The 19,785-nt window shown below is 52.7% G+C and carries 19 protein-coding genes; 14 read left to right on the top strand and 5 right to left on the bottom strand.

The features are described from left to right. Positions 1-35 precede the first annotated feature (35 nt). Positions 36-2,117, bottom strand: coding sequence for a type III secretion system export apparatus subunit SctV (sctV, locus tag PsAD37_RS20150; RefSeq protein ID WP_370446620.1), 2,082 nt, complete (start codon positions 2,115-2,117; stop codon positions 36-38). A 206-nt stretch (positions 2,118-2,323) separates the two neighbouring features. Further along, a complete protein-coding gene (locus PsAD37_RS20145) occupies positions 2,324-2,782 on the bottom strand; it encodes a type III secretion system chaperone (RefSeq protein WP_063297659.1) in 459 nt (152 codons plus the stop codon). Positions 2,783-3,088: 306 nt separating this feature from the next. Here PsAD37_RS20145 and PsAD37_RS20140 point away from each other — a divergent pair, with 306 nt between their 5' ends. The 10 genes from PsAD37_RS20140 (at position 3,089) to PsAD37_RS20095 (ending at position 12,638) form a co-directional block, all read left to right on the top strand. After that, entirely contained in the window at positions 3,089-4,321 is a 1,233-nt protein-coding gene (locus tag PsAD37_RS20140) for a branched-chain amino acid ABC transporter substrate-binding protein (RefSeq protein ID WP_063297658.1), read from the top strand. A gap of 70 nt (positions 4,322-4,391) precedes the next feature. Further along, positions 4,392-5,324 (top strand): branched-chain amino acid ABC transporter permease, encoded by a 933-nt coding sequence (locus tag PsAD37_RS20135; protein ID WP_063297657.1) that lies wholly within the window; start codon positions 4,392-4,394, stop codon positions 5,322-5,324. Then, entirely contained in the window at positions 5,321-6,598 is a 1,278-nt protein-coding gene (locus PsAD37_RS20130) for a branched-chain amino acid ABC transporter permease (protein ID WP_063297656.1), read from the top strand. Before PsAD37_RS20135 ends, PsAD37_RS20130 begins: the two co-directional genes overlap by 4 nt. Continuing rightward, positions 6,595-7,365 (top strand): ABC transporter ATP-binding protein, encoded by a 771-nt coding sequence (locus tag PsAD37_RS20125; RefSeq protein ID WP_063297655.1) that lies wholly within the window; start codon positions 6,595-6,597, stop codon positions 7,363-7,365. Before PsAD37_RS20130 ends, PsAD37_RS20125 begins: the two co-directional genes overlap by 4 nt. Positions 7,366-7,385: 20 nt before the next feature. Continuing rightward, positions 7,386-8,081: an ABC transporter ATP-binding protein gene (locus PsAD37_RS20120; protein ID WP_063297707.1), complete on the top strand. Its 696-nt coding sequence runs from the start codon at positions 7,386-7,388 to the stop codon at positions 8,079-8,081. A 107-nt stretch (positions 8,082-8,188) separates the two neighbouring features. Beyond that, entirely contained in the window at positions 8,189-8,998 is an 810-nt protein-coding gene (locus PsAD37_RS20115; RefSeq protein WP_063297654.1) for an IclR family transcriptional regulator, read from the top strand. 201 nt (positions 8,999-9,199) lie between these two features. Continuing rightward, the gene (locus PsAD37_RS20110) at positions 9,200-10,396 is read left to right on the top strand and encodes an acyl-CoA dehydrogenase family protein (RefSeq protein ID WP_063297653.1); all 1,197 of its coding nucleotides are present in this window, start codon (positions 9,200-9,202) and stop codon (positions 10,394-10,396) included. A 9-nt stretch (positions 10,397-10,405) separates the two neighbouring features. Further along, positions 10,406-11,545, top strand: coding sequence for an acyl-CoA dehydrogenase family protein (locus PsAD37_RS20105; protein WP_063297652.1), 1,140 nt, complete (start codon positions 10,406-10,408; stop codon positions 11,543-11,545). Then, entirely contained in the window at positions 11,542-12,324 is a 783-nt protein-coding gene (locus PsAD37_RS20100; protein ID WP_063297651.1) for an oxepin-CoA hydrolase, alternative type, read from the top strand. Before PsAD37_RS20105 ends, PsAD37_RS20100 begins: the two co-directional genes overlap by 4 nt. Before the next feature lie 53 nt (positions 12,325-12,377). Continuing rightward, entirely contained in the window at positions 12,378-12,638 is a 261-nt protein-coding gene (locus PsAD37_RS20095) for a TfoX/Sxy family protein (protein WP_153039817.1), read from the top strand. A gap of 31 nt (positions 12,639-12,669) precedes the next feature. Here PsAD37_RS20095 and PsAD37_RS20090 read toward each other — a convergent pair whose 3' ends face one another. Beyond that, positions 12,670-13,344, bottom strand: coding sequence for a TetR/AcrR family transcriptional regulator (locus PsAD37_RS20090; RefSeq protein ID WP_063297649.1), 675 nt, complete (start codon positions 13,342-13,344; stop codon positions 12,670-12,672). Between the two features lie 65 nt (positions 13,345-13,409). Here PsAD37_RS20090 and PsAD37_RS20085 point away from each other — a divergent pair, with 65 nt between their 5' ends. The 4 genes from PsAD37_RS20085 to PsAD37_RS20070 are packed head-to-tail and all read left to right on the top strand — an operon-like array spanning position 13,410 to position 17,348. Then, on the top strand, positions 13,410-14,726 hold the full coding sequence (locus PsAD37_RS20085) for an NAD(P)/FAD-dependent oxidoreductase (protein WP_063297648.1): 1,317 nt from the start codon (positions 13,410-13,412) through the stop codon (positions 14,724-14,726). Next, the gene (locus tag PsAD37_RS20080; RefSeq protein ID WP_063297647.1) at positions 14,723-15,643 is read left to right on the top strand and encodes a bile acid:sodium symporter family protein; all 921 of its coding nucleotides are present in this window, start codon (positions 14,723-14,725) and stop codon (positions 15,641-15,643) included. The genes PsAD37_RS20085 and PsAD37_RS20080 overlap by 4 nt, the downstream gene beginning before the upstream one ends. Next, positions 15,640-16,578, top strand: coding sequence for an SDR family oxidoreductase (locus PsAD37_RS20075; RefSeq protein WP_063297646.1), 939 nt, complete (start codon positions 15,640-15,642; stop codon positions 16,576-16,578). The genes PsAD37_RS20080 and PsAD37_RS20075 overlap by 4 nt, the downstream gene beginning before the upstream one ends. Continuing rightward, complete coding sequence (locus PsAD37_RS20070; RefSeq protein WP_063297645.1) at positions 16,578-17,348, top strand: SDR family oxidoreductase; 771 nt, start codon at positions 16,578-16,580, stop codon at positions 17,346-17,348. Before PsAD37_RS20075 ends, PsAD37_RS20070 begins: the two co-directional genes overlap by 1 nt. 13 nt (positions 17,349-17,361) lie before the next feature. Here PsAD37_RS20070 and PsAD37_RS20065 read toward each other — a convergent pair whose 3' ends face one another. Together PsAD37_RS20065 and speB are read right to left on the bottom strand one after the other, a co-directional pair. Further along, positions 17,362-18,759, bottom strand: a complete 1,398-nt coding sequence (locus PsAD37_RS20065) for a glutamine synthetase family protein (protein ID WP_063297644.1) — start codon at positions 18,757-18,759, stop codon at positions 17,362-17,364. Between the two features lie 34 nt (positions 18,760-18,793). Next, positions 18,794-19,780 (bottom strand): agmatinase, encoded by a 987-nt coding sequence (gene speB / locus PsAD37_RS20060; RefSeq protein WP_063297706.1) that lies wholly within the window; start codon positions 19,778-19,780, stop codon positions 18,794-18,796. Positions 19,781-19,785 lie beyond the last annotated feature (5 nt).

The following is a 19,785-nucleotide window of genomic DNA, read 5'->3' as shown; positions in this document are numbered from 1 at the left end:
CGGGCAAAGGGCAGATTTTACGCGGTATTCGGGGATCAGGCTGGTAGGGTGCCAACCTTGCCGCGTAAACTGATTTTCTCTAATGGCTGGATGTTGGCGTTTGGCGCCAGTTCCTGGAAGGACAGCACAGCCAGATCGGCATAGTCGCGCTCGATTACTTTTCTGAAGAAACGGCGGATATCCATTGGGACCAGAATGACCGGAGCGATGCCGTTGTGTGCCAGATTATCGCCAATGGCGCTGCGCATAACTGTGATGAGCTGGCGGTGTGTATCCGGCGAAAGCGCCAGATAGGAGGCACCGCTGGTCTGCCTGATGGCACCGCGCACTTCATCTTCGATGTCCTTATCGATGAGGTATGCCGGAATGATGTGCTGACCTGCAGAGTATTTGTGCGTGATGTAGCGGCTCAATGCCATGCGGATATGCTCCGTCAACATAAGCGGATCTTTTTCCTTCTGACCCCATTCCACGATAGCCTGCAGGATCGTGCGCATATCACGGATGGAGATGTCCTCACGGACCAGACGCTTGAGCACATCGGCTAATGAGATGAGAGGGACGGCGCGGTTTACTTCGCGGACCAGCTCGTCAAAGTCGCCTTCCATGTGCTTGAGCAGGAACATGCATTCCTGAATGCCGAGGAACTCTGCGGCGTGCTGTTTAAGCACATGAGCCAAATGCAGACTGAGCATGCCGGTCAGTGTCAGGGTTTGAATACCAGCGCGGGTGGCTTGCTCAAAGTGCCGGTTGTTCACCCAGAAGGACGGGGTGTTTGGCAGGAAACTGTCGCCTTCCTCGTAAGGAATGTTGAACATTGCGAGGTTTGGTGGTGTTTCGCGGGCAATGAAATAGCCGGAACGTGCTGCGCCACGGGCAACAGGGACTTCGTTGACGAGGATACGGTACTCGCCTTCCGGCAGGCTTTCGTTGAGGCGCAGTTTGATGCCGGGGAAGGGGACGCCGAGATCGAAATAGAGCGCTTTGCGCACCTTTGCGACTTCTCTGTCGAGCTTCTTCGGGTTGAGTGTGGACCTGACTGAGGACGAGATATCGACAATGAGTGGAACCGTGATTGTAATGGCCAGATCCTGGGCGGCTTCCACCTCGGTCGCCATGTCCTCGTCGGGCATCATCATAGCTTCGCCTTCAGGCGCTATGGCGGGCGCAAAGGCTGAGAGCTGCTGCGAGTCCTTTCTCGCGGACTGAGACTTTGTCTTTCGCATGGAGAAGAAAGAGACAGAACCAAAGATTGCTGCAAGGAGCAAGAAGATGAAAGTTGGGAAGCCAGGAATAAGCGCGAAGCCGACCATGATTGTCGCTGCAATCATGAGGGCCCTTGGTTCACTGTTCAACTGTTTGGCAATGTCAGATCCAAGGTCGCTGGAATCTTCTGTGCTTACACGGGTGACCATGAAACCAGCTGTGATGGAGATGAACAGAGCCGGGATCTGAGCAACCAGACCATCACCAATGGTCAAAATGGTGTAACGATCCAAAGCATCAACAGCGCTCATGCCATGCTGGGAGGTGCCGATGATGACGCCGCCAATGATGTTAACCGCGGTGATGATCAGGCCTGCAATTGCATCGCCCTTTACGAACTTCATGGCGCCGTCCATGGAACCGTAAAGCTGGCTTTCTTTTTCCAGCTTGGTGCGGCGGCGCTTGGCTTCATCCAGTTCGATCTGGCCAGCACGCATGTCGGAATCGATCGACATCTGCTTGCCGGGCATCGCATCAAGGGAGAAACGGGCAGAGACTTCAGCCACGCGTTCAGATCCCTTGGTGATCACCAGAAAGTTTACGATGGTCAGGATCAGGAAGATAACGATACCGACGACCAGATTGCCCTGAACCACAAAGTTGCCGAAGGTGTCGATGATTTCACCGGCATCGGCTTTAAGCAGGATCAGACGGGTCGTCGTGATGGACAAAGACAAGCGAAAGAGAGTCGTCAGAAGCAAGATAGACGGAAAGGCTGAGAGGGCTACAACATCTTTCAGGTAGAGCGCGGCCATCAGCAGGATCGCCGCAAGGCTCAGGTTGATTGCAATGAGCGTATCCACGAGAACCGTCGGCAACGGAAGGATCATCATGAATACGATTGCGATCAAAAGAAATGCCAGGAGAACATCATTTCTCCCTGACAACATTTGAAAGATTTTTTGCACGTCCTGCTCCTGATTTCAGCCTGCTCTTGCTTTCAGGCCAATTCACCTTTCGCTTCTAACAATTGGAAAAAGCCACAGGTGTGCCGCAGCAAACACTTGAGTAAAAATTTAAAAGAAGATTTGGAGTTATCCTTGCTCGTAAACGCTTATCAGGCGGGTAAAATGATTTCGCCTGCGTTTTCGGTCAGGGAGATCTGCGGTCCGGGTGTGGTTTCAATCATGAGATTGAGTTTGCCAGCTTCACTCAAGAAGTCTTTGAGCGTGGTGTAGAGTTTGTTTCTATCCAGATTGTTGGTGCACTCGGTTTTGATCAATGCGAGATCACCGTCCTTCTCAACAAGGCCAACACGGTAATTGTTTTCCACCTGTTGTTCCCCTGAGTAGCGTAGGGTGTTAAGATAAGTATCCCTTCGGGCTTCTGGCGCAGGGCTCCCTAAAATGGTGGAGATATGAAGGATATTATTGTCTTCATCACTTTCCAGGATGATCAGGAAATCTTCCAGTAGAACAGTCCAGGTTTTGGCTTCTGCGTACTCTGATATCTCCAAGGCTTCCAGAAGCGGTCCGACTTCAACCATCAAGTCGTGAATGATTTTGAAGTTGCCCATTCAGCTGTCCCTAACGCTACTGATTTATCTGGGATATTCTGTAGGGCCGGTCTCGAGAGTGTGTTGTGCTGTTTGATACAAGCTACAATCATTTGAAGAAGAAATTTGCAGGCTGCATGCAATGTTTATTGGCAGTGGCTTATGATGAAGTTTTCAAACAGATGACTCGGCTCTGCTTTGAGCTGTAAAATTGCTTAAGTCACTATGCGGAATTGGTTTTTACTTATTGCTTGACAATATAGTCTGATGAATATCTCATTGCCTTAATAAAATTATAATGAAAAATATTTTTGGGGAGGGGTTGTTTTGTCTAAAGGTATTTTATTGAAATCTAGTCTGGCTGCACTTCTGCTTTCCGGCGGTGTTCTCTCTGCGGAAGCTGAAGTTATCAAGATCGGATATATTGATCCGCTATCAGGTCCGTTTGGGAGTACGGGTGATGCTGGGGTGAAGCACTTCCGCTATGCGGCTGATGAAATCAATGCTGCTGGTGGTATGGGCGGTATGCAGGTGGAAGTGGTTGCTTTTGATAATAAAATCAATCCGAAAGAGAGCCTTGTTCAGTTGCAGAAAGCGATTGATCAGGGCGTCCGCTTTATCGCGCAGGGGAACGGGTCGAGCGTTGCAAATGCTTTGACCGATGCGATAGCCAAGCACAATAAGCGTAATCCGGGAGAAGAGGTCCTTTTCCTCAACTATGCGGCGGTTGATCCGGCATTGACCAACAAGAAATGCAACTACTGGCATTTCCGGTTTGATGCGCATGTTGACATGAAAATGGCGGGTCTGACTGATTGGCTGCGGGATCAGAAAGACATCAAGTCTGCTTACATTCTGGCGCAGGATTACTCTTACGGGCGAGCGTTTACAGCAGCTGCAAAATCCATGATTGAGGAGAAACGTCCGGACATCAAGATTGTTGGTGCAGAGCTTCATCCTATTGGCAAGGTTAAGGATTTCACACCCTACGTGCAGAAAATGATGAGCGCGAAGGCAGATGTCGTGTTTACGGGAAACTGGGGAACAGACATGACGCTGCTGGTGAAAGCGGCTAATGCGTCCGGTCATACAGTGCCGTATCTGACGTTCTATGGCGGCGGCCTTGGGGCTCCGACCGCGATGGGGCAGAGCGCTGTTGGGTTGGTGAAGCAGATCACCGAGTTCCACGAGAACATCGAGGCCTCTGAAAAGCAGATGGCACGGGTGGATGATTTTGAGAAAACCAATAGTCTTGATTACTATTATGAGCGGGTTTTCACCTTGATGAACATGCTTGACAAGGCCGTTGATGCGGTTGGGTCAGTGGATGTGCCCAAGGTTGCAGCTGAGCTGGAAGGGATGACTTATGAGACGCCGTATGGAGAGGTGACTATGCGGGCGGATGACCACCAGCTGATGCAGCCGCTTTATATCTCTACGTTTTCTGAGGGTGTTGCCCGTGATGTTGAGAATACCGGTTACGGGTTTAAGACAGATATCACCATTCCGGCAGTGGCGACTGAAACTCCGACGACGTGCAGGATGCGTCGTCCTTCCTAACGATCTTACTTGAACAATGGCATGCTCGGGCAATTGGGCTTGAGCGTGCTCTTTTCTCTTGAGGGATGTTATGGAGACGGTTGTTTTTGCTCTGCTTAACGGGCTGATCTATGGCTTGTTGCTGTTCATGCTGTCCAGCGGATTGACGTTGATTTTCAGTATGATGGGCGTTCTCAATATGGCTCATGCCAGCTTTTACATGCTGGGTGCCTATTTTGCATTTACCCTTGGCCAGCACACCGGCTTCTGGTTTGCGTTATTTCTGGCGCCGATTTGCGTTGGAGCAGCTGGAGCCTGCGTTGAAAAGTGGGGCCTGCGCAAAGTGCATGCCAGGGGGCATGTGGCTGAGCTGCTTTTCACATTCGGGCTGGCTTATGTGATTGAGGAGCTGGTGAAGATCATCTGGGGCAAGTTTGCAGTTGCCTATGAGATTCCGCCGGAGCTCAATTATTCGCTCTTTGAACTGTTCGGTTCTCAGTATCCGGCATATCGCATTTTCATGTTGGCTGTGTCCATCGCGATGCTGGCGGGGCTTTGGTACCTGTTGAAGCGAACGCGGGTCGGGCTGATCATTCAGGCGTCGCTGACACATCCGCATATGGTGTCTCACCTGGGACATAACGTGCCGCGGATCTTTATGCTGGTGTTTGCGGCAGGCTGTGCGCTGGCGGGTTTGGCCGGGGTGATTGGCGGCAACTATCTGGTAACCGAGCCGTCCATGGCGTTTTCAATCGGACCGATTGTTTTTGTGGTTGTTGTGGTTGGCGGTATGGGCAGTTTGGAAGGGGCGTTTATTGCCAGTTTGCTGATTGGCTTTCTTCAGACCTTTGCCATTTCAATTGATAGCAACTTTGCAGAGATCTTTTCGTTTGCCGGATTGAGCGCAGATGGCGATATCGGGCGCATTACGATTGCGTCCTTGGCTCCCATGTTGCCGTTCCTTCTTCTGGTGCTGATGTTGATGCTGCGTCCGCGTGGCCTGATGGGGGAGCGTGAGTTTTGACCGACTACAGTCTTGACCGGGTGCCTGATCTGGCACCGAGTGCACGCTACAAGTTTGCAACACGGGTTCTGCCGCTTTTGCTGCTTGCCTTAATCCTGCTAAGTATTCCACTGTTTGAGCCATCCAGAACATGGCTGTCGCTGTTCAATGCTATCGGCATCAATATGGTTTTTGCTCTGTCCTACAACATGTTGCTAGGGCAGGCGGGCATGCTTTCCTTTGGTCATGCTGTCTATTTTGGCCTTGGTGGGTATGCAGCCATGCATGGGATGAATGCGATTGAGAATGCCAGTTATGATGGTGGTATATGGGCTGCCTTTCCCATGTTTGCCTTGCCTTTGGTGGGCTTTGCTGGAGGAGCGCTGGCGGGAGCTGTGATTGGTTGGCCGTCCTGCCGGAGGGCGGGTGTGCCGTTTGCCATGATTTCGCTTGGCATTGCCGAGCTTGTTGCTGCTGCCGGTTTCATGTTCATCAGCGTCTTCGGTGGCGAGGAAGGCATCACTGGCGATCGCATGAATGGTGTTGAGCTGTTCGGGTTGTCTCTTGGGCCTTTGGGCGAAGTGTACTGGTTTATCGCGTTCTGGACCTTTCTTGGGGTTGCGCTGATGTATGCGTTCACCCGCACGCCACTTGGCAAGTTGGCGCAAGCGGTGCGGGATAATCCGGAGCGTGTGCAGTTTGTGGGCTACAACCCAAACCGTGTGCGCTATCTGGTGTTTATTGCTGCTGGCGGTTTCGCCGGATTGGCAGGCGGAATGTCTGCGGTGAGCTATGAGATCTTTACGCCAGAAAGCCTGAGCGTGATCCCGTCGGGTCTGGTGTTGTTAATGGCGTTCATTGGTGGTGCTCGCTACTTTGCAGGCCCTATTCTTGGGGCTGTGGTGTTGACTTACATGCAGTCCAATCTCTCAGATTATTCGGAAGCATGGCTGCTTTATCTGGGTCTTTTGTTTATCGGGATGATCTTGTTTGCGCCGGGCGGGCTTGCTGGTTTGCTTTTGAGCGGGACGACTGCCTTAAGGCAATCACTGAGCGGCAAGGGGCTTGTGCGAGCTGGGGCGTTTGCTATTTCGGCCCTGCTGTCTGCAGCTGGTGTCATTGTGCTGGTTGAGTTGGCTGTTCGGCATTCCAATGGGTTTGGAGAGGCTTTTGAACCGTTTGGTTTCCATCTTGCTCCTGACCAGATGATGCCATGGACAGTTGGTTTGGTGCTTGCAGGTGTTGGCATGGGCTCGCTCAAAGTGCTCTCCAAACAGGGAGGTATGGGCTCATGAGTGCTCCTGCTTTACAGCTGACGGACCTGCGCAAAAACTTTGGTCCGGCGAAGATCATTGAAGGGGTTTCGCTGGACATTGCCCGAGGTGAACGACATGCGATTATTGGTCCCAACGGAGCTGGCAAGTCCACGCTGTTCAATCTTATCTCCGGTCTGTTTCCGCCAAGTTCGGGAACAATAAGTTTGGCTGGGCGGCAGATCTCGGGCCTGAAACCTCACCAGATTAACCGGCTTGGATTGTCGCGTAGTTTTCAAGTCTCCAACATCTTCGCCAATATGTCAGTGCGTGAGAATGTACGTTGCGGGGTGTTGTGGTCGCTTGGGTATGGGCACAGTTTCTGGCGGAACATTGGTAACCTGAAGGAGGTGCAGCGCAAGACTGCCGAGGTGTTGGAGAAGGTGGGGCTGACGGATAAAGCCGATGTGCCTGCTGTGCTGCTGACCTATGCGGATCAACGCACGCTGGAGATTGCTATCACCATTGCAGGTGGGGCAGATGTGATTTTGCTGGATGAGCCGACGGCTGGCATGAGTCACTCTGAAACTGACAGGGCGATCAAACTCATCGAGATGGCAACGGAAGGCAAGACGCTCTTGATCGTAGAGCATGACATGGGGGTTGTGTTTGGGCTTTCTGACCGAATTTCAGTGCTTGTTTATGGCGAGATCATTGCAACAGGGACGCCAGAGGAAATTCGCGGCAATGCACGGGTGCGAGAGGCTTATCTTGGGGATGAGACAGATTTTGCGGAGATGAGTGCATGAGTGGAACTGCTGGAGGTGAAATGCTGAAGGTCCGAGATCTGCATGCGTTTTATGGCAAAAGTCATGTGCTGCGCGGTGTGAACATGGATGTGCCCAAGGGCAGTGTGACGGCGCTGTTAGGGCGCAACGGTGTCGGGCGGTCCACCACGGCCAAGGCGATTATGGGTGAGGTGGCACCAAAGGGAGATATCTGGTTCAAGGGTGAGACTATCTCTGGTCTGCCGAGCCATAGCATTGCGTGTAAGGGGCTTGGGTATGTGCCGGAGAACCGGGATGTCTTCCCTCTGATGAGTGTGCGGGACAATCTTCTGCTTGGTATCAAGGACATGCGGAAACCGGGTAGGTGGAGCATTGAGCAAATGCTTGACATGTTCCCCAATCTCAAATCTCGCGCTGATACGGCAGCTGGTGTGCTTTCTGGCGGGGAAAAGCAGATGCTCACTATTTGTCGGACGCTGATGGGAGATCCTGATCTGATCATCATTGATGAACCGACCGAAGGGCTTGCACCTAAGATTGTGACGCAGGTTGGGGAACTGATTGCGGAGATTGCGCGAGCCGGTGTTTCCATCTTGCTGGTGGAACAGAAACTTTCCATTGCTCTGAAGATCGCCCAGCAGGTTTATGTGATGGGGCATGGGGAGATTGTTTATCATGGGACACCGGAGGACTTCCGTGAGCGCGATGACATCCGAAGAGAATGGCTGGAGGTCTGAGCGGCATTTGTCTTGGAGAATTGCTGCTGGATGCCGTGCTGGTGTTCTTTGAGGTGGATGATGTGTGTTAGGCAAGGGATGTAAATGATTGGGGTGGGGTTTTAGCGTTGAGCGGACATGAAGAAAAAGACCGGCGGTTTGCGACAACGCTGGCGCGAGGGCTGCAGGTTTTACGGGCATTCCGGGCTTCTGATGACGGGCTGGGCAACCAGGAAATCTCTCAGCGTACCGGCATTCCCAAGTCCACGGTTTCCCGCTTAACTTTCACTCTTCAGCAGCTTGGCTATCTCAGCCATGCGCGTCGTCATGACCGGTATCGGTTTGGCCCTGCTGCTCTGGCGCTGGGCAATATTGCCAGTGCCTCTGTTTCCTTCATTGAAGCGGCGAACCCGATGATGCAGCAGCTTGCTGATGAGACAGGTACATTGGCTTTGCTGGCAGTGCTTGATGAAAACAAGATGTTGCTGACTAAGACGTGGCGACCACAGGGAGCACCTGCCATCTGGTTGGAAGTGGGACATCGCATTCCGATCACAGGCTCGTCCTCTGGTCATGCTTATCTGGCAAGCGTAACAGACCATGAGTTTGCTCAGGTTTGTGAGCGTGTGCACGGGCGGGATGACAGCATCGGTGCGGAGGCTTTGCAGGCTGCGAGAAATGCGGGTTACTCGCAGTTGTTGGCGCAAGGTTTTGTCATTGTTGATGAAGACAAGCGTTATGCGGAAAACATCAATGCTGTTTCGACAGGGTTTCGTTCTCATGATTTTGGTGAGCCGGTTGCGATCAGCTGTGGGGCGACGCCAGACATGCTGAGCTATGAGCGCATGCAGAATGAGGTTGGGCCTAAACTGCGGGACCGAGTGAAAGAGCTGGAACGCGCGCTGGGCTTGCCCTCGGTTCTGATCAACCGCGGCTAACGTATTTCAAGAACTTGCAGCACGAGGAAATGGCTTGGGACGAGGTAGTTGCTTACTATAAATTCTGCATAATGGAATTATAAATTACATATTGAAATAATTTGGGTGCGCGATACTCTGATCTCATGATGGAGATGAGGTGGGGGCATGCGTTCCATGTCCTCCCGACAGTTATGTCCAATGAAGCAGGGAGGGCGGCATATGGACTTGAACTATTCAGCTGATGAGTTGGCGTTTCGCGACGAGGTGCGGTCGTTTTTGAAAGAGAATCTTTCGCAGACGCTCTCAGAAAAAGTCAGATTGGGAAAGCGGCTTTCCAAGGCGGACCATGAGGAGTGGCATGCCACGCTGAACAGGCAAGGGTGGCTGGCGATCAACTGGCCGGAAGAGTATGGCGGAACTGGCTGGAATGCAGTTTATCGGCATATCTTTGAGGAAGAGCTTTGCCTTGCCCATGCGCCGCGTACGATGCCTTTCGGGCTTTTCATGTTGGCACCCGTGCTTTTGAAGTTTGGAAGCAAGGTGCAAAAGGATCACTTTTTGCCACGTATTCTGGATGGTACAGACTGGTGGTGTCAGGGGTATTCCGAACCGCAGGCGGGGTCCGATCTTGCTTCCCTGAAAACTCGTGCTGTGCGTGATGGTGAGCACTATGTTGTCAACGGCCAGAAAACCTGGACTACACTGGGTCAGCATGCGGATTGGATCTTCTGCCTTGTGCGTACGGATCCGGAGGTCAAGGCGCAGGAAGGCATTTCGTTTTTGCTGATTGATATGAAGACACCGGGTGTCACAGTTCGGCCCATTACGTTGATTGATGGTGGGCAGGAAGTGAATGAGGTGTTTTTTGAGGATGTGCGGGTGTCGGTCGCCAACCTTGTTGGGGAAGAGAACAAGGGCTGGACCTACGCCAAGTATCTGTTGACCCATGAGCGTACCAACATTGCAGGTGTGGGCTTTTCGACGGCAGCTCTTGTTCATTTGAAGGATGTTTGTGCCAAGCAGATGTCTGGCGGCAAACCTTTGCTGGACAATCCTTATTTTGCTGCAAGGGTTGCGCAGATTGAGATTGATCTGATGGCTATGGCAACAACGAACCTGCGCATGATTGCCAAAGCGGCTGCGGGGCAGGCTCCGGGAGCGGAAAGTTCCATGCTGAAGATTAAGGGGACGGAGATCCGGCAGGCGATCAATGATCTGACGCGGCGAGCGGTTGGGCGCTATGCCATGCCGTTTGTGTCTGAGGCGTTGGACAGCGGTGCGAATGCTCAGGGTGTTGGACCGGATTATGCTGCTGCTGCGAGCCCGAGCTACTTCAACAACCGCAAACTTTCCATCTTTGGCGGGTCTAACGAGATCCAGCGCAACATCATCAGTAAAGCTATTCTCGGCCTTTAGGAGCGTTCCATGGATTTCAATCATAGTGACGAACGACGGATGCTTCAGGACACTCTGCATCGCTACCTTTCAGATAACTACGATGCCTCGCAACGAGCTAACTCTGTTGGGCACGCGCAGGGTTTTTCGGAGGAAATCTGGAATGATTTTGCTGAGCTGGGTGTGATTAGGGTGCTGTTTGCAGAAGAGCATGGGGGCTTTGGAGGCAGCGGTTTTGATATTGCGGTCGTGTTTGAGGAGTTGGGCCGGTTTGCCTGCGTGGAGCCTTTGATGGCCTCTGGCGTTATGGCTGGGCGGTTGTTGAGCGAGCTTGGGACTGAGGAGCAGAAGGCGCTGATCGGGGATGTGATTGACGGGAAGCTCAAGATCGTTCCCGCATTGGAAGAGCCTCAGTCGCGTTATGATCTGGATGTTGTAGAGACAACTGCAGAGCGGGTAGAGGATGGCTATCGGCTCAACGGTACAAAGTCGGTGGTGATTGGCGGACCAAGTGCGGACAAGCTGATTGTGAGCGCTCGTGGTGCCGACGGGCTGCAACTGTTCATGATAGATGCCGATGCTTCGGGCGTGGAGCGGTACTCCTATCCCAATCTGGACGGCTACCACGCCAGCGATATTGCTCTGGTGAATGTAGCCTTGCCTGCTTCAGCGTGTTTGGGGGCTTCGGAGGCTGTCCTTTCTGGTCTGGAGGCAGCACGCGCTGCAGGTGTGACTGCGCTGTGTGCCGAGGCCGTTGGGGCGATGGAAGCGGCGAAGGATTTGACGGTTGAGTATCTGCGCGTGCGGACGCAGTTTGGCCGTGCGCTGGGCAAGTTCCTGGCACTTCAGCACCGGATGTCGACGGTCCTGATTGAGATCGAACAGGCTCGCTCTGCACTGATCAATGTAGCGGGGCACCTCTCTGCTGAACCTTTCCAGCGAGATAAGCATGTGAGTGCAGCTAAGAATTTGATTGGCCGTGTGGCGCAACTGGTTTGCGAAGAAACCATTCAGTTGCATGGCGGTATTGGCATGACCGAGGAGTATGCTCTGGGACATTATGCCAAGCGTTTGATGATGATCGATCATCAACTTGGCGATGTCGACTACCATCTGGAGCGCTTTGTTGGAGCTATGCAGAGGGAATCTGCGCGAGAGGCAATGTCATGAAGCGTGCTTCTCTTGTCAGCGTTGAGCGCAAGGCGGATCGTCTGATCGTCATGAACTGTAACTCTTCTCGTCGCAATGCGCTTTCGCCGGAATACTACGACGGGCTTTCGCAGGCGTTGGATCTCGCCAATCAGAACACAGAGATCCGTAGCGTTATCCTGATGGGAGAAGGCGGTTATTTCTGTGCGGGCGGCGATCTGAACACGTTGGTTAAGCGCCGCGAGATGACGGTTTCTGAACGAAAAAATAATATTGAAAAACTCCATAATCTGGTTCGAAAAGTAAAGGACTGCGCAAAACCGGTGATTGCGGCGGTTGATGGAGGGGCTGCCGGGGCCGGTGTGTCTTTGGCTCTGGCTTGTGACTTCCTGGTGGCAGAGCGGCAGTCTCAGTTTACGCTGGCTTATGTTAAGGTTGGACTGGTGCCGGATGGCGGGGCTACCGCTTCATTGTCCCGGCTTATTCCCCGTCAGCTGGTCTTGGAGATGTGTTTGCTGGGACAACCTGTTTCGGCTGAACGGCTCTATCAGTTAGGGGTGGTCAATGTGCTTAGCGATAAGCCTGCTTTGGCAGAAGCGCATCTGATCGCGGATCGTATAGCGCAAGGTCCAACAAGGGTACAGGGGGCGATCAAGCGGTTGGTATCTGCTGCTGATCACAACAGCTTTGAGGAGCAGATGGATCTGGAGCTGGATACAATGGCAGAGGCGCTGGGACATGATGAAGCGCAGGAAGGGATTAATGCGTTTCTGGAACGGCGATCTCCGAATTATGCTTAGATGCAGTGCTTTGAGCAGGTGAAGCCCGAGTTAAACGTCTGGAATGGTGCATTTTGAGCAAGTCGATCAGTCAATTGAGAAACCTGGGCCCGAAGACCGAATATATGCTGTCTGAGGTTGATGTTTGCAGTGAAGATGATCTGCATGAGCTTGGAGCTGTGCAAGCTTATCAACGGCTGAAATTTCGGTTTGGTCGGGGTGTCTCCATCCTCGCGCTTTATGCGATGGAGGCGTGCCTGCAGGATTGTGACTGGCGGGATCTTTCAGCTGAAGACAAGAAAGAACTGAAGGCCCGAGTTGCACAGGCTGATTGATCTGCTTTGAAGGAGCCTTGAACGGATTCCATTAAGGTCCAGACAGGGCGCTATGGATGCCGGCTGTGGCATAGGCTACGAGCAATGTTTTCATTTCAGCAATGCCGGAGGTGTGATCTTCTTCTGCCATTGCATCAACACGCCAGGCTGAGGTGCAAAGAGCGATTTGTGAAGAGATGGAAAAGACGAAAGTTGCGGAGACTTTTCTAAGGTTGGCAGTGGGATAGAGCTTGGCGATTTCTGAAAGAAATACTTTTGCTGTTGGGTCAAAACAAGCTTGTGAGATTGCGCTCCAGCGTTCTTCTGCAGAGACCATGTCAACCAGACGTGCGTAGGCGAGCCAGCCGGGACCGCTGTTTTCTGCCTTGTCCAGATAAGGGTAGAAGAAACTCTCCAGAATGCCTTTCAGTATCATGACTTCTTCTGAAGCCTTTAGCTGTTCCAGTGCATCAAGGCGGAGACGGGCGAGTTCTTCGGCGCGGCGTTCGACTGTTTTAAAGAACAGGTCTTCCTTCGTGCCGAAGTGGTGGTTTACGAGGCCCAGTTTTACCCCTGCTTTTTGGGCAATGTCCCTGATGGACGCAGCGTCATAACTGCGAAAGGCAAACAGGTGTTCTGCGGCGTCGAGAATCTTCTGGCGCGTCTCCAAAGAGCTTTTTGAAGGAGCTCTTTGTCTTTGTTTTTCCTGCGAAATCTTCTTAATCATAAAAAGAGCTTGCCTTATTTTGTACGACTGTTCAATCTAATTGTAGTTCTGAGGGGGGACGAACAGTGAATATTTCAAAGGAGAGCTATGCCTTAATTGGGGCAGGGCCGATGGGGCTCGCCACGGCCAAGACACTTATTGAGCAGGGAATAGATTTTCAGGGTTTTGAGCTGCACAGCGATGTCGGTGGGCTGTGGGACATTGATGGGCCGAAGTCGACCATGTACGAGTCTGCGCATCTGATTTCATCCAAGAAAATGACTGAGTTTACAGATTTTCCGATGGATGATCACATTGCTGAGTATCCCGGTCACCGCGAACTAAAGACTTATTTTCAGGAGTTTGCCGAAAAGTTTGATTTGAAGCGGCACTATCATTTTGGAGCAGAAGTGACCCGCATCGCGCCGTTGGGAGGTGATGGTGAGGGGTGGACGGTCAGCTGGAGAGATCAGGACGGAGATCATTCAGCTGAATTTGCCGGGGTGCTGATCGCCAATGGCACGCTTTCTGAACCCAATATGCCAAAGTTTGCTGGAGAGTTTTCTGGCGATCTCATTCATTCGTGCCAATACAAGAGTGCACAGCAGTTTGCTGGCAAGCGGGTGCTGATTGTTGGGGCGGGCAATTCAGGTTGTGACATAGCGGTGGATGCGATCCATCATGGTGTCCAGTGCGATATATCCATGCGTCGTGGCTATTACTTTGTTCCCAAGTATGTTTTTGGGAAACCGGCAGACACGCTGGGTGGGGCGGTGAAGTTGCCGCTCTGGTTGAAGCGGCGAGTGGATCAGATATTGCTGAAATGGTTTGTTGGTGATCCGCAGGCCTATGGGTTTCCCAAACCAGATTATGAGCTTTATGAGAGCCATCCCGTGGTGAACTCGCTTATCCTTTATCATGCAGGCCACGGGGATATTGATATTCGTGCTGACATCAAGGAACTGGATGGAAATACAGTCCGATTTCGTGATGGAGAAGAGGCTGAGTATGATCTCATTGTTACGGCGACTGGCTATAAACTGCATTACCCCTTTATCGACAAAGCGCTTTTGAACTGGCAGGGCGATGCTCCACATTTGTTTTTGAACTGTATGCATCCAAATCGAAACGATCTGTTTGTGATGGGTATGATTGAGGCAACCGGTCTTGGTTGGCAGGGGCGTCACGATCAGGCGGAACTGGTTGCACGTTATCTGAGAGGCCTCAGGGATGGAAGTACGACAGCTGAGGTAATCAAAGCTGAGAAAGCCAAGGGATTTGAGCGTGAGACTGGGGGGATGAACTACCTCAAGCTGGCGCGGATGGCTTACTACGTGGACAAACAGAGTTATCGCTCCGCACTGAACAAGCGCACACAAGCGTTGAAGAGGGAGATGGCATGAGTGACATTGACCTTGTTGTTCTCAACTTCAGTTCCGGTTCGCTGACCCTGCTCAATGGTATTCTGGCTGTTGTGATGTTCTCAATCGCGCTGGACCTGTGTCCTGCGGATTTTAAACGACTGACGCTCTCGCCAAAGCCTGTGGTGATTGGGCTGTGCTCTCAATTTCTGGTTTTGCCGAGCCTCACATTTCTGCTTGTTCTGATCGTTCAGCCCCGGCCTTCGATTGCTTTGGGGCTTATTCTGGTGGCGGCGTGTCCGGGTGGGAACATCTCAAACTTCATCACTCATCGTGCAGGAGGTAATGCAGCGCTGTCGGTTTCCATGACGGCTTTTGCTACGGTGGGAGCAATTGTTGCGACACCCTTTAATATCGCATTTTGGGGTAGTCTTTACGGCCCCACGCGCGCGATATTGCAAGAGACGCATATCGATAAGCTGTCAGTTGCAATTACTGTTTGCTTTATGTTGGTGTTGCCATTGTTCCTTGGCATCATGCTCAACCGCATCAAACCACAGCTGGCTGCCAAAATCCGGCAGCCACTGCGCATGGCGTCCATGGGGATTTTCATCGGCTTCATCTTCATCGCGCTGTTTGCCAACTGGTCGTTTTTTCTTGCCTATGTGGGTGCTGTTGCCTCTCTCGTAATTGTCCATAATGGGCTGGCTTTAGCGGCGGGATATACTCTGGCGAGCGTTGCTGGTGTGTCTGCTTATGACCGGCGGGCCATTACGATTGAAACTGGCATCCAAAATTCCGGTCTGGGGCTGGTGTTGATCTTCGGCTTTTTTGGTGGGCTTGGCGGCATGTCTGTTGTGGCGGCTGCCTGGGGGATTTGGCATGCGATCAGCGGACTGGTGCTTGCCAGTTTTATGGCGCGCAAAGCAGTCAAGCTTCCCGCGGAGGCGACGTCATGACCAAGCTTCTTATTACCGGTGCTGCCGGAGGTGTCGGACAAGCATTTCTGAGGCAATTGGCGGGCACGGAGCAGGAGGTTGTTGCGACTGATATTCGTGAGCCGAGTGGCCTCCCAGCAAATGCCCGGTTCAAAACGCTGGATGTGACTACAGACAGGGTGTCAGCGCTGATTGAGGAAGAGCGGCCTGATGTGATTGTGCATCTGGCTTCCATCGTCACACCCTCTGTGGGTTCTACACGGGATATTGAGTATCTGGTTGATGTTGTTGGCACTCAGTCGGTGATTGATGCTGCGATCAAAGCAGGTGTGAAGCGTCTTGTCGTCACCTCATCCGGGGCAGCTTATGGGTATCATGCAGACAATCCTGTTCCATTGCATGAGGATGATCATATTCGCGGCAACGAAGAGTTCGCGTACTCCTACCATAAGCGTCTGGTTGAAGCTGCTTTGGCTCATGCACGTGCGGAGGCACCGCAACTGGAGCAGGTTGTGTTGCGGGTTGGGACGGTTCTTGGAACGGGCATGAACAATCAGATTACCGCGTTGTTCCATAAGCCGAGGCTGCTTGGGGTCGCGGGATCGGACAGTGCGTTCGTGTTTATCTGGACAGAAGATCTTGCGCGCATTCTGTTCCTTGCCGTGACAGAGGCTCCTGAGGGGATTTACAACGTGGCGGGTGATGGAGCGTTGTCGATGCAGCGGTTGGGGCAAATACTCAATAAGCCTGTTCTCAAGTTGCCGTCCTGGTTGTTGAAATTCGTTTTAGGTGTGGCGAAGCCGCTGCGGCTTTCCCGGTATGGACCGGAGCAGGTTCGGTTTTTGCAATACCGGCCTGTGCTGGCCAATGAGCGGTTGAAATCAGTGTTTGGCTATACTCCGGAAAAGACAAGTGCAGAAGTGTTTGAACACTGGCGAGCATCTGTGGGGCTTTGATGAAAACAGCGGTTATTACAGGCGGTGCTGGTGGCTTAGGGCAGGCACTTGCAACTCGGTTGCAGCGCGAGAGCTGGCATACGGTTCTTCTGGATTTGCCCGGTCCGGTACTGGAGGAGCTGCCACAAAATGAGCGACAGAGCATTTATGCCTGCGATTTAACGGATGGGGGTGCGGTTGAGCAGGTTGCTCAGCAGGTTTTAACTCGGCACAACAGCATTGATCTGGTGGTTTATAATGCAGGTATTACGCATATCGGATTGTTTGCGGACATGGACCTGACAGCGCATCGCAAAGTGCTGGATGTGAATTACTTCGGAGCGGTGCATACGGCGCGGGCATTTTTGAAAGCGGTGCGGGCCTCCAGTGGATGCCATCTGGCGATCTCGTCTGTTGCCGGCTTCTCGCCACTGATTAAACGGACAGCTTATGCGGCCAGCAAGCATGCGCTGGAGGGTTTTTTTGGGTCGTTGCGGTCTGAAGAGAAGTCTTATGGCGTTCATACATTGATTGCAGCGCCTTCGTTTGTGGCAACCAATGTTGGACGGTCGGAGACGCAAGAGAACGGTCTGGCGCGTCCGGGCTCGTCAACAGATGGCGTTGATTATATGAGCGCGGAGCGGGCGGCGGACATCATCTACAAGGCGTATGTGCGCAAGACAGAGATGAAACCGGTTGGCCGCGTTGCCAGTTTGGCGTGGTGGCTTAACCGGTTGTCACCCAAAGCCTATCAATTGCTGATGGAGCGCAACATCAAGGAGCCTTCCTAGTCTTGACGAAATGTCAGACCTTCCTGGCGTAGGTCTGGCACTCAAATCCAGTAACGGTGGTTGCAAACACGTCGTACTCAGCTTTCCGGCTGATGCAGTACATGCGATGAAACTCTGCTGTGCTCATCTGCTCAGCCGTTTTGCTTTGCGCCCATGTTTGGATTGCTGTCTCCCAGTTTCCTGTCAGGTGATCATATTGGGTGAGGTCCGCTTCCAGGGTGATTGGAGTACCGGGATCGCTTCGGTTTTCAAGACCGTGATGAATGCCTTCAAGGATCGCTGAGACAACCAGATATGGGTTGGCATCAGCGCCAGAGACTCGGTGCTCCAGCCTAGCGCCTTTGCCATGTGTGGCTGGCACGCGGATAGCTGCAGCGCGGTGGTCATACCCCCAGCAACAGGTGATTGGGGCATAAGAACCCGGCTGCAAGCGGCGGTAGGAGTTGGCGTGTGGAGCAAACAGGATTTGCATGTCCAGCATAGTGTCCAGCAGGCCCCCTACGGCGTTGTGCAAGGCCGGGTTTGCTTCCTCTGTGCTGCCGCTGAAGATGTTGGTGCCTTCAGTATCCAGCAGGCTGGTGTGGACATGGAAGCCGCTGCCAGTCTCTTCTGCGTAGGGTTTTGACATGAACGTGACATCCATGCCGTGCTTGCGGGCAATATGGCGGACAACGCGCTTGAACAGCAGGCAGTGATCCGCAGCTTCCACTGCACTTGGCACGTGAAGCAGGTTGATCTCAAACTGCCCGTGACCAAACTCGGAGGTGGTGGTGTCTGCAGGGATATCCTGAATTTTACAGGCTTGGTTGATCTCCATGAGGATCGGTTCGAATTGAGCCATGATGTCCAGATCATAGATCTGTGAGGCTTCGAGACGCTGGTTGGTGCCGGGAATGTAGGGAGGGAGTGGTAAGCCAGTTGGACCGGATTCCATATCGACGAAGTAGAACTCCAGCTCCGTGGCGACAACAGGTGTCAGGCCCTTGTTCTGGAATTTCTTCTCAACGGTTTCAAGAACATATCTTGGATCCAGTGGGGTTGGTTTCTGGTCCTTAATCTCGAAAAGAGTGACGAGCACTTGCGCGGTCGGCACTTTGGCCCATGGCACGCGCTTCAGCGTTCCTGGAGCTGGGATGCATATGCCATCCGGGTCTCCGCGCTCAATGGCAAGGCCTGTTGCCGGCACATCAACGCCCCACACGTCCAGTGCGACGGTGGACAAGGGCAACCGAACACCGCCTTCGGCCAGTTTGTGCAGCATTTCTGCTGGCAACCATTTGCCTCTGAGCGGGCCACAAAAGCCAGCATAAAGGACCTCGATCTTTTCGAGGTCGGGATGTTGTTTCAAAAAGGCATCTGCTTCAAGTCGAAACTGTTCCAATTGCGGCTGTACTGCTGTCAGGGTTGGCATGCGAACTCTTCTGGTCGTGATCTGATGTGTTGTTTTATCGAGTGTTCTGATTGAACTGGCTGGCATAGATGCAAAGTAAATCCAAGGCTAAAGTAGCACCGGCCAGTGCTGTGATCTCTGCATGGTCGTAGACTGGTGCGACTTCTACAAGGTCCATGCCTTTTAGGTTTATTCCAGCAAGCCCACGCAGGATCTCTCGTGTCTCTCCGGTGTTCAGACCGCCAACAACCGGTGTTCCTGTTCCTGGTGCAAAGGCTGGATCGAGGCAATCGATGTCGAAGCTGATGTAGCTGGCACTTTTGCCTGTCACCTTATGGATGCGTTCAATCGTGGCCTGTGCGCCGTTATTACGGACCCAGTCCGCCGTAATTGTGGTCAGGCCCTGTGTGTTCTCATTGTTGGTTCTGATACCAACTTGTATCGATGTCTGCGGGTTGATGAGACCATCTTTTACCGCTCTGTAGAACATGGTGCCATGGTCAATACGGCTGGAGTTGTCAGTCCATGTGTCGCTGTGTGCATCAAACTGGATGAGGGAGAGTGGTCCGTGTTTTTTTGCGTGCGCTTTGAGCATGGGATAGGTGCAGAAATGATCTCCACCCAGCATGAGTGTTGCCGTACCTGCGTCCAGAATGGCTGAGGCCTGCTGTTCCAGTTCTTCCGGTACGCTCATGGGGTAGCCGGGATCGAAGATGAAATCGCCGTAGTCGACAACAGCAAGGCGGTCGAACGGGTCAAAGGACCAGCCCCATGCGTGATCCCAGGCCAATATGGAGGAAGCTTGCCTGATTGCTCTTGGGCCGAAGCGACACCCCGGCCTGTTGCTGACGGACGTGTCAAAGGGGATGCCACAGACAGCGACATCTATCCCCTTAAGGTCCTTGGTGAATCTGCGTCGCATGAAACTGAGCGCTCCGGCATAGCTGGATTCGGCTATGGTCCCATAAGGGGTGGAGCGGGTGTAGGCCAGATCGCCTTTTGAGTATTCATCCAGCGAGGATGGGTGTTTTGTATCAGACACGTGTA

Origin of the sequence: Pseudovibrio sp. Ad37 (genome assembly GCF_001623075.1) — a bacterium.
Classification (GTDB): Bacteria; Pseudomonadota; Alphaproteobacteria; order Rhizobiales; family Stappiaceae; genus Pseudovibrio.
The sequence above is the reverse complement of the archived record's forward strand: the minus strand, read 5'-3'. Positions and strand labels throughout refer to the sequence as shown.

Excerpts from the sequence above, each read along its gene's own strand:
- PsAD37_RS20145 (WP_063297659.1), bottom strand. The coding sequence starts at position 2,782 with ATGGGCAACTTCAAAATCATTCACGACTTGATGGTTGAAGTCGGACCG.
- PsAD37_RS20135 (WP_063297657.1), top strand. The coding sequence starts at position 4,392 with ATGGAGACGGTTGTTTTTGCTCTGCTTAACGGGCTGATCTATGGCTTG.
- PsAD37_RS20125 (WP_063297655.1), top strand. The coding sequence starts at position 6,595 with ATGAGTGCTCCTGCTTTACAGCTGACGGACCTGCGCAAAAACTTTGGT.
- PsAD37_RS20120 (WP_063297707.1), top strand. The coding sequence starts at position 7,386 with ATGCTGAAGGTCCGAGATCTGCATGCGTTTTATGGCAAAAGTCATGTG.
- PsAD37_RS20110 (WP_063297653.1), top strand. The coding sequence starts at position 9,200 with ATGGACTTGAACTATTCAGCTGATGAGTTGGCGTTTCGCGACGAGGTG.
- PsAD37_RS20105 (WP_063297652.1), top strand. The coding sequence starts at position 10,406 with ATGGATTTCAATCATAGTGACGAACGACGGATGCTTCAGGACACTCTG.
- PsAD37_RS20100 (WP_063297651.1), top strand. The coding sequence starts at position 11,542 with ATGAAGCGTGCTTCTCTTGTCAGCGTTGAGCGCAAGGCGGATCGTCTG.
- PsAD37_RS20090 (WP_063297649.1), bottom strand. The coding sequence starts at position 13,344 with ATGATTAAGAAGATTTCGCAGGAAAAACAAAGACAAAGAGCTCCTTCA.
- PsAD37_RS20080 (WP_063297647.1), top strand. The coding sequence starts at position 14,723 with ATGAGTGACATTGACCTTGTTGTTCTCAACTTCAGTTCCGGTTCGCTG.
- PsAD37_RS20075 (WP_063297646.1), top strand. The coding sequence starts at position 15,640 with ATGACCAAGCTTCTTATTACCGGTGCTGCCGGAGGTGTCGGACAAGCA.
- PsAD37_RS20070 (WP_063297645.1), top strand. The coding sequence starts at position 16,578 with ATGAAAACAGCGGTTATTACAGGCGGTGCTGGTGGCTTAGGGCAGGCA.
- PsAD37_RS20065 (WP_063297644.1), bottom strand. The coding sequence starts at position 18,759 with ATGCCAACCCTGACAGCAGTACAGCCGCAATTGGAACAGTTTCGACTT.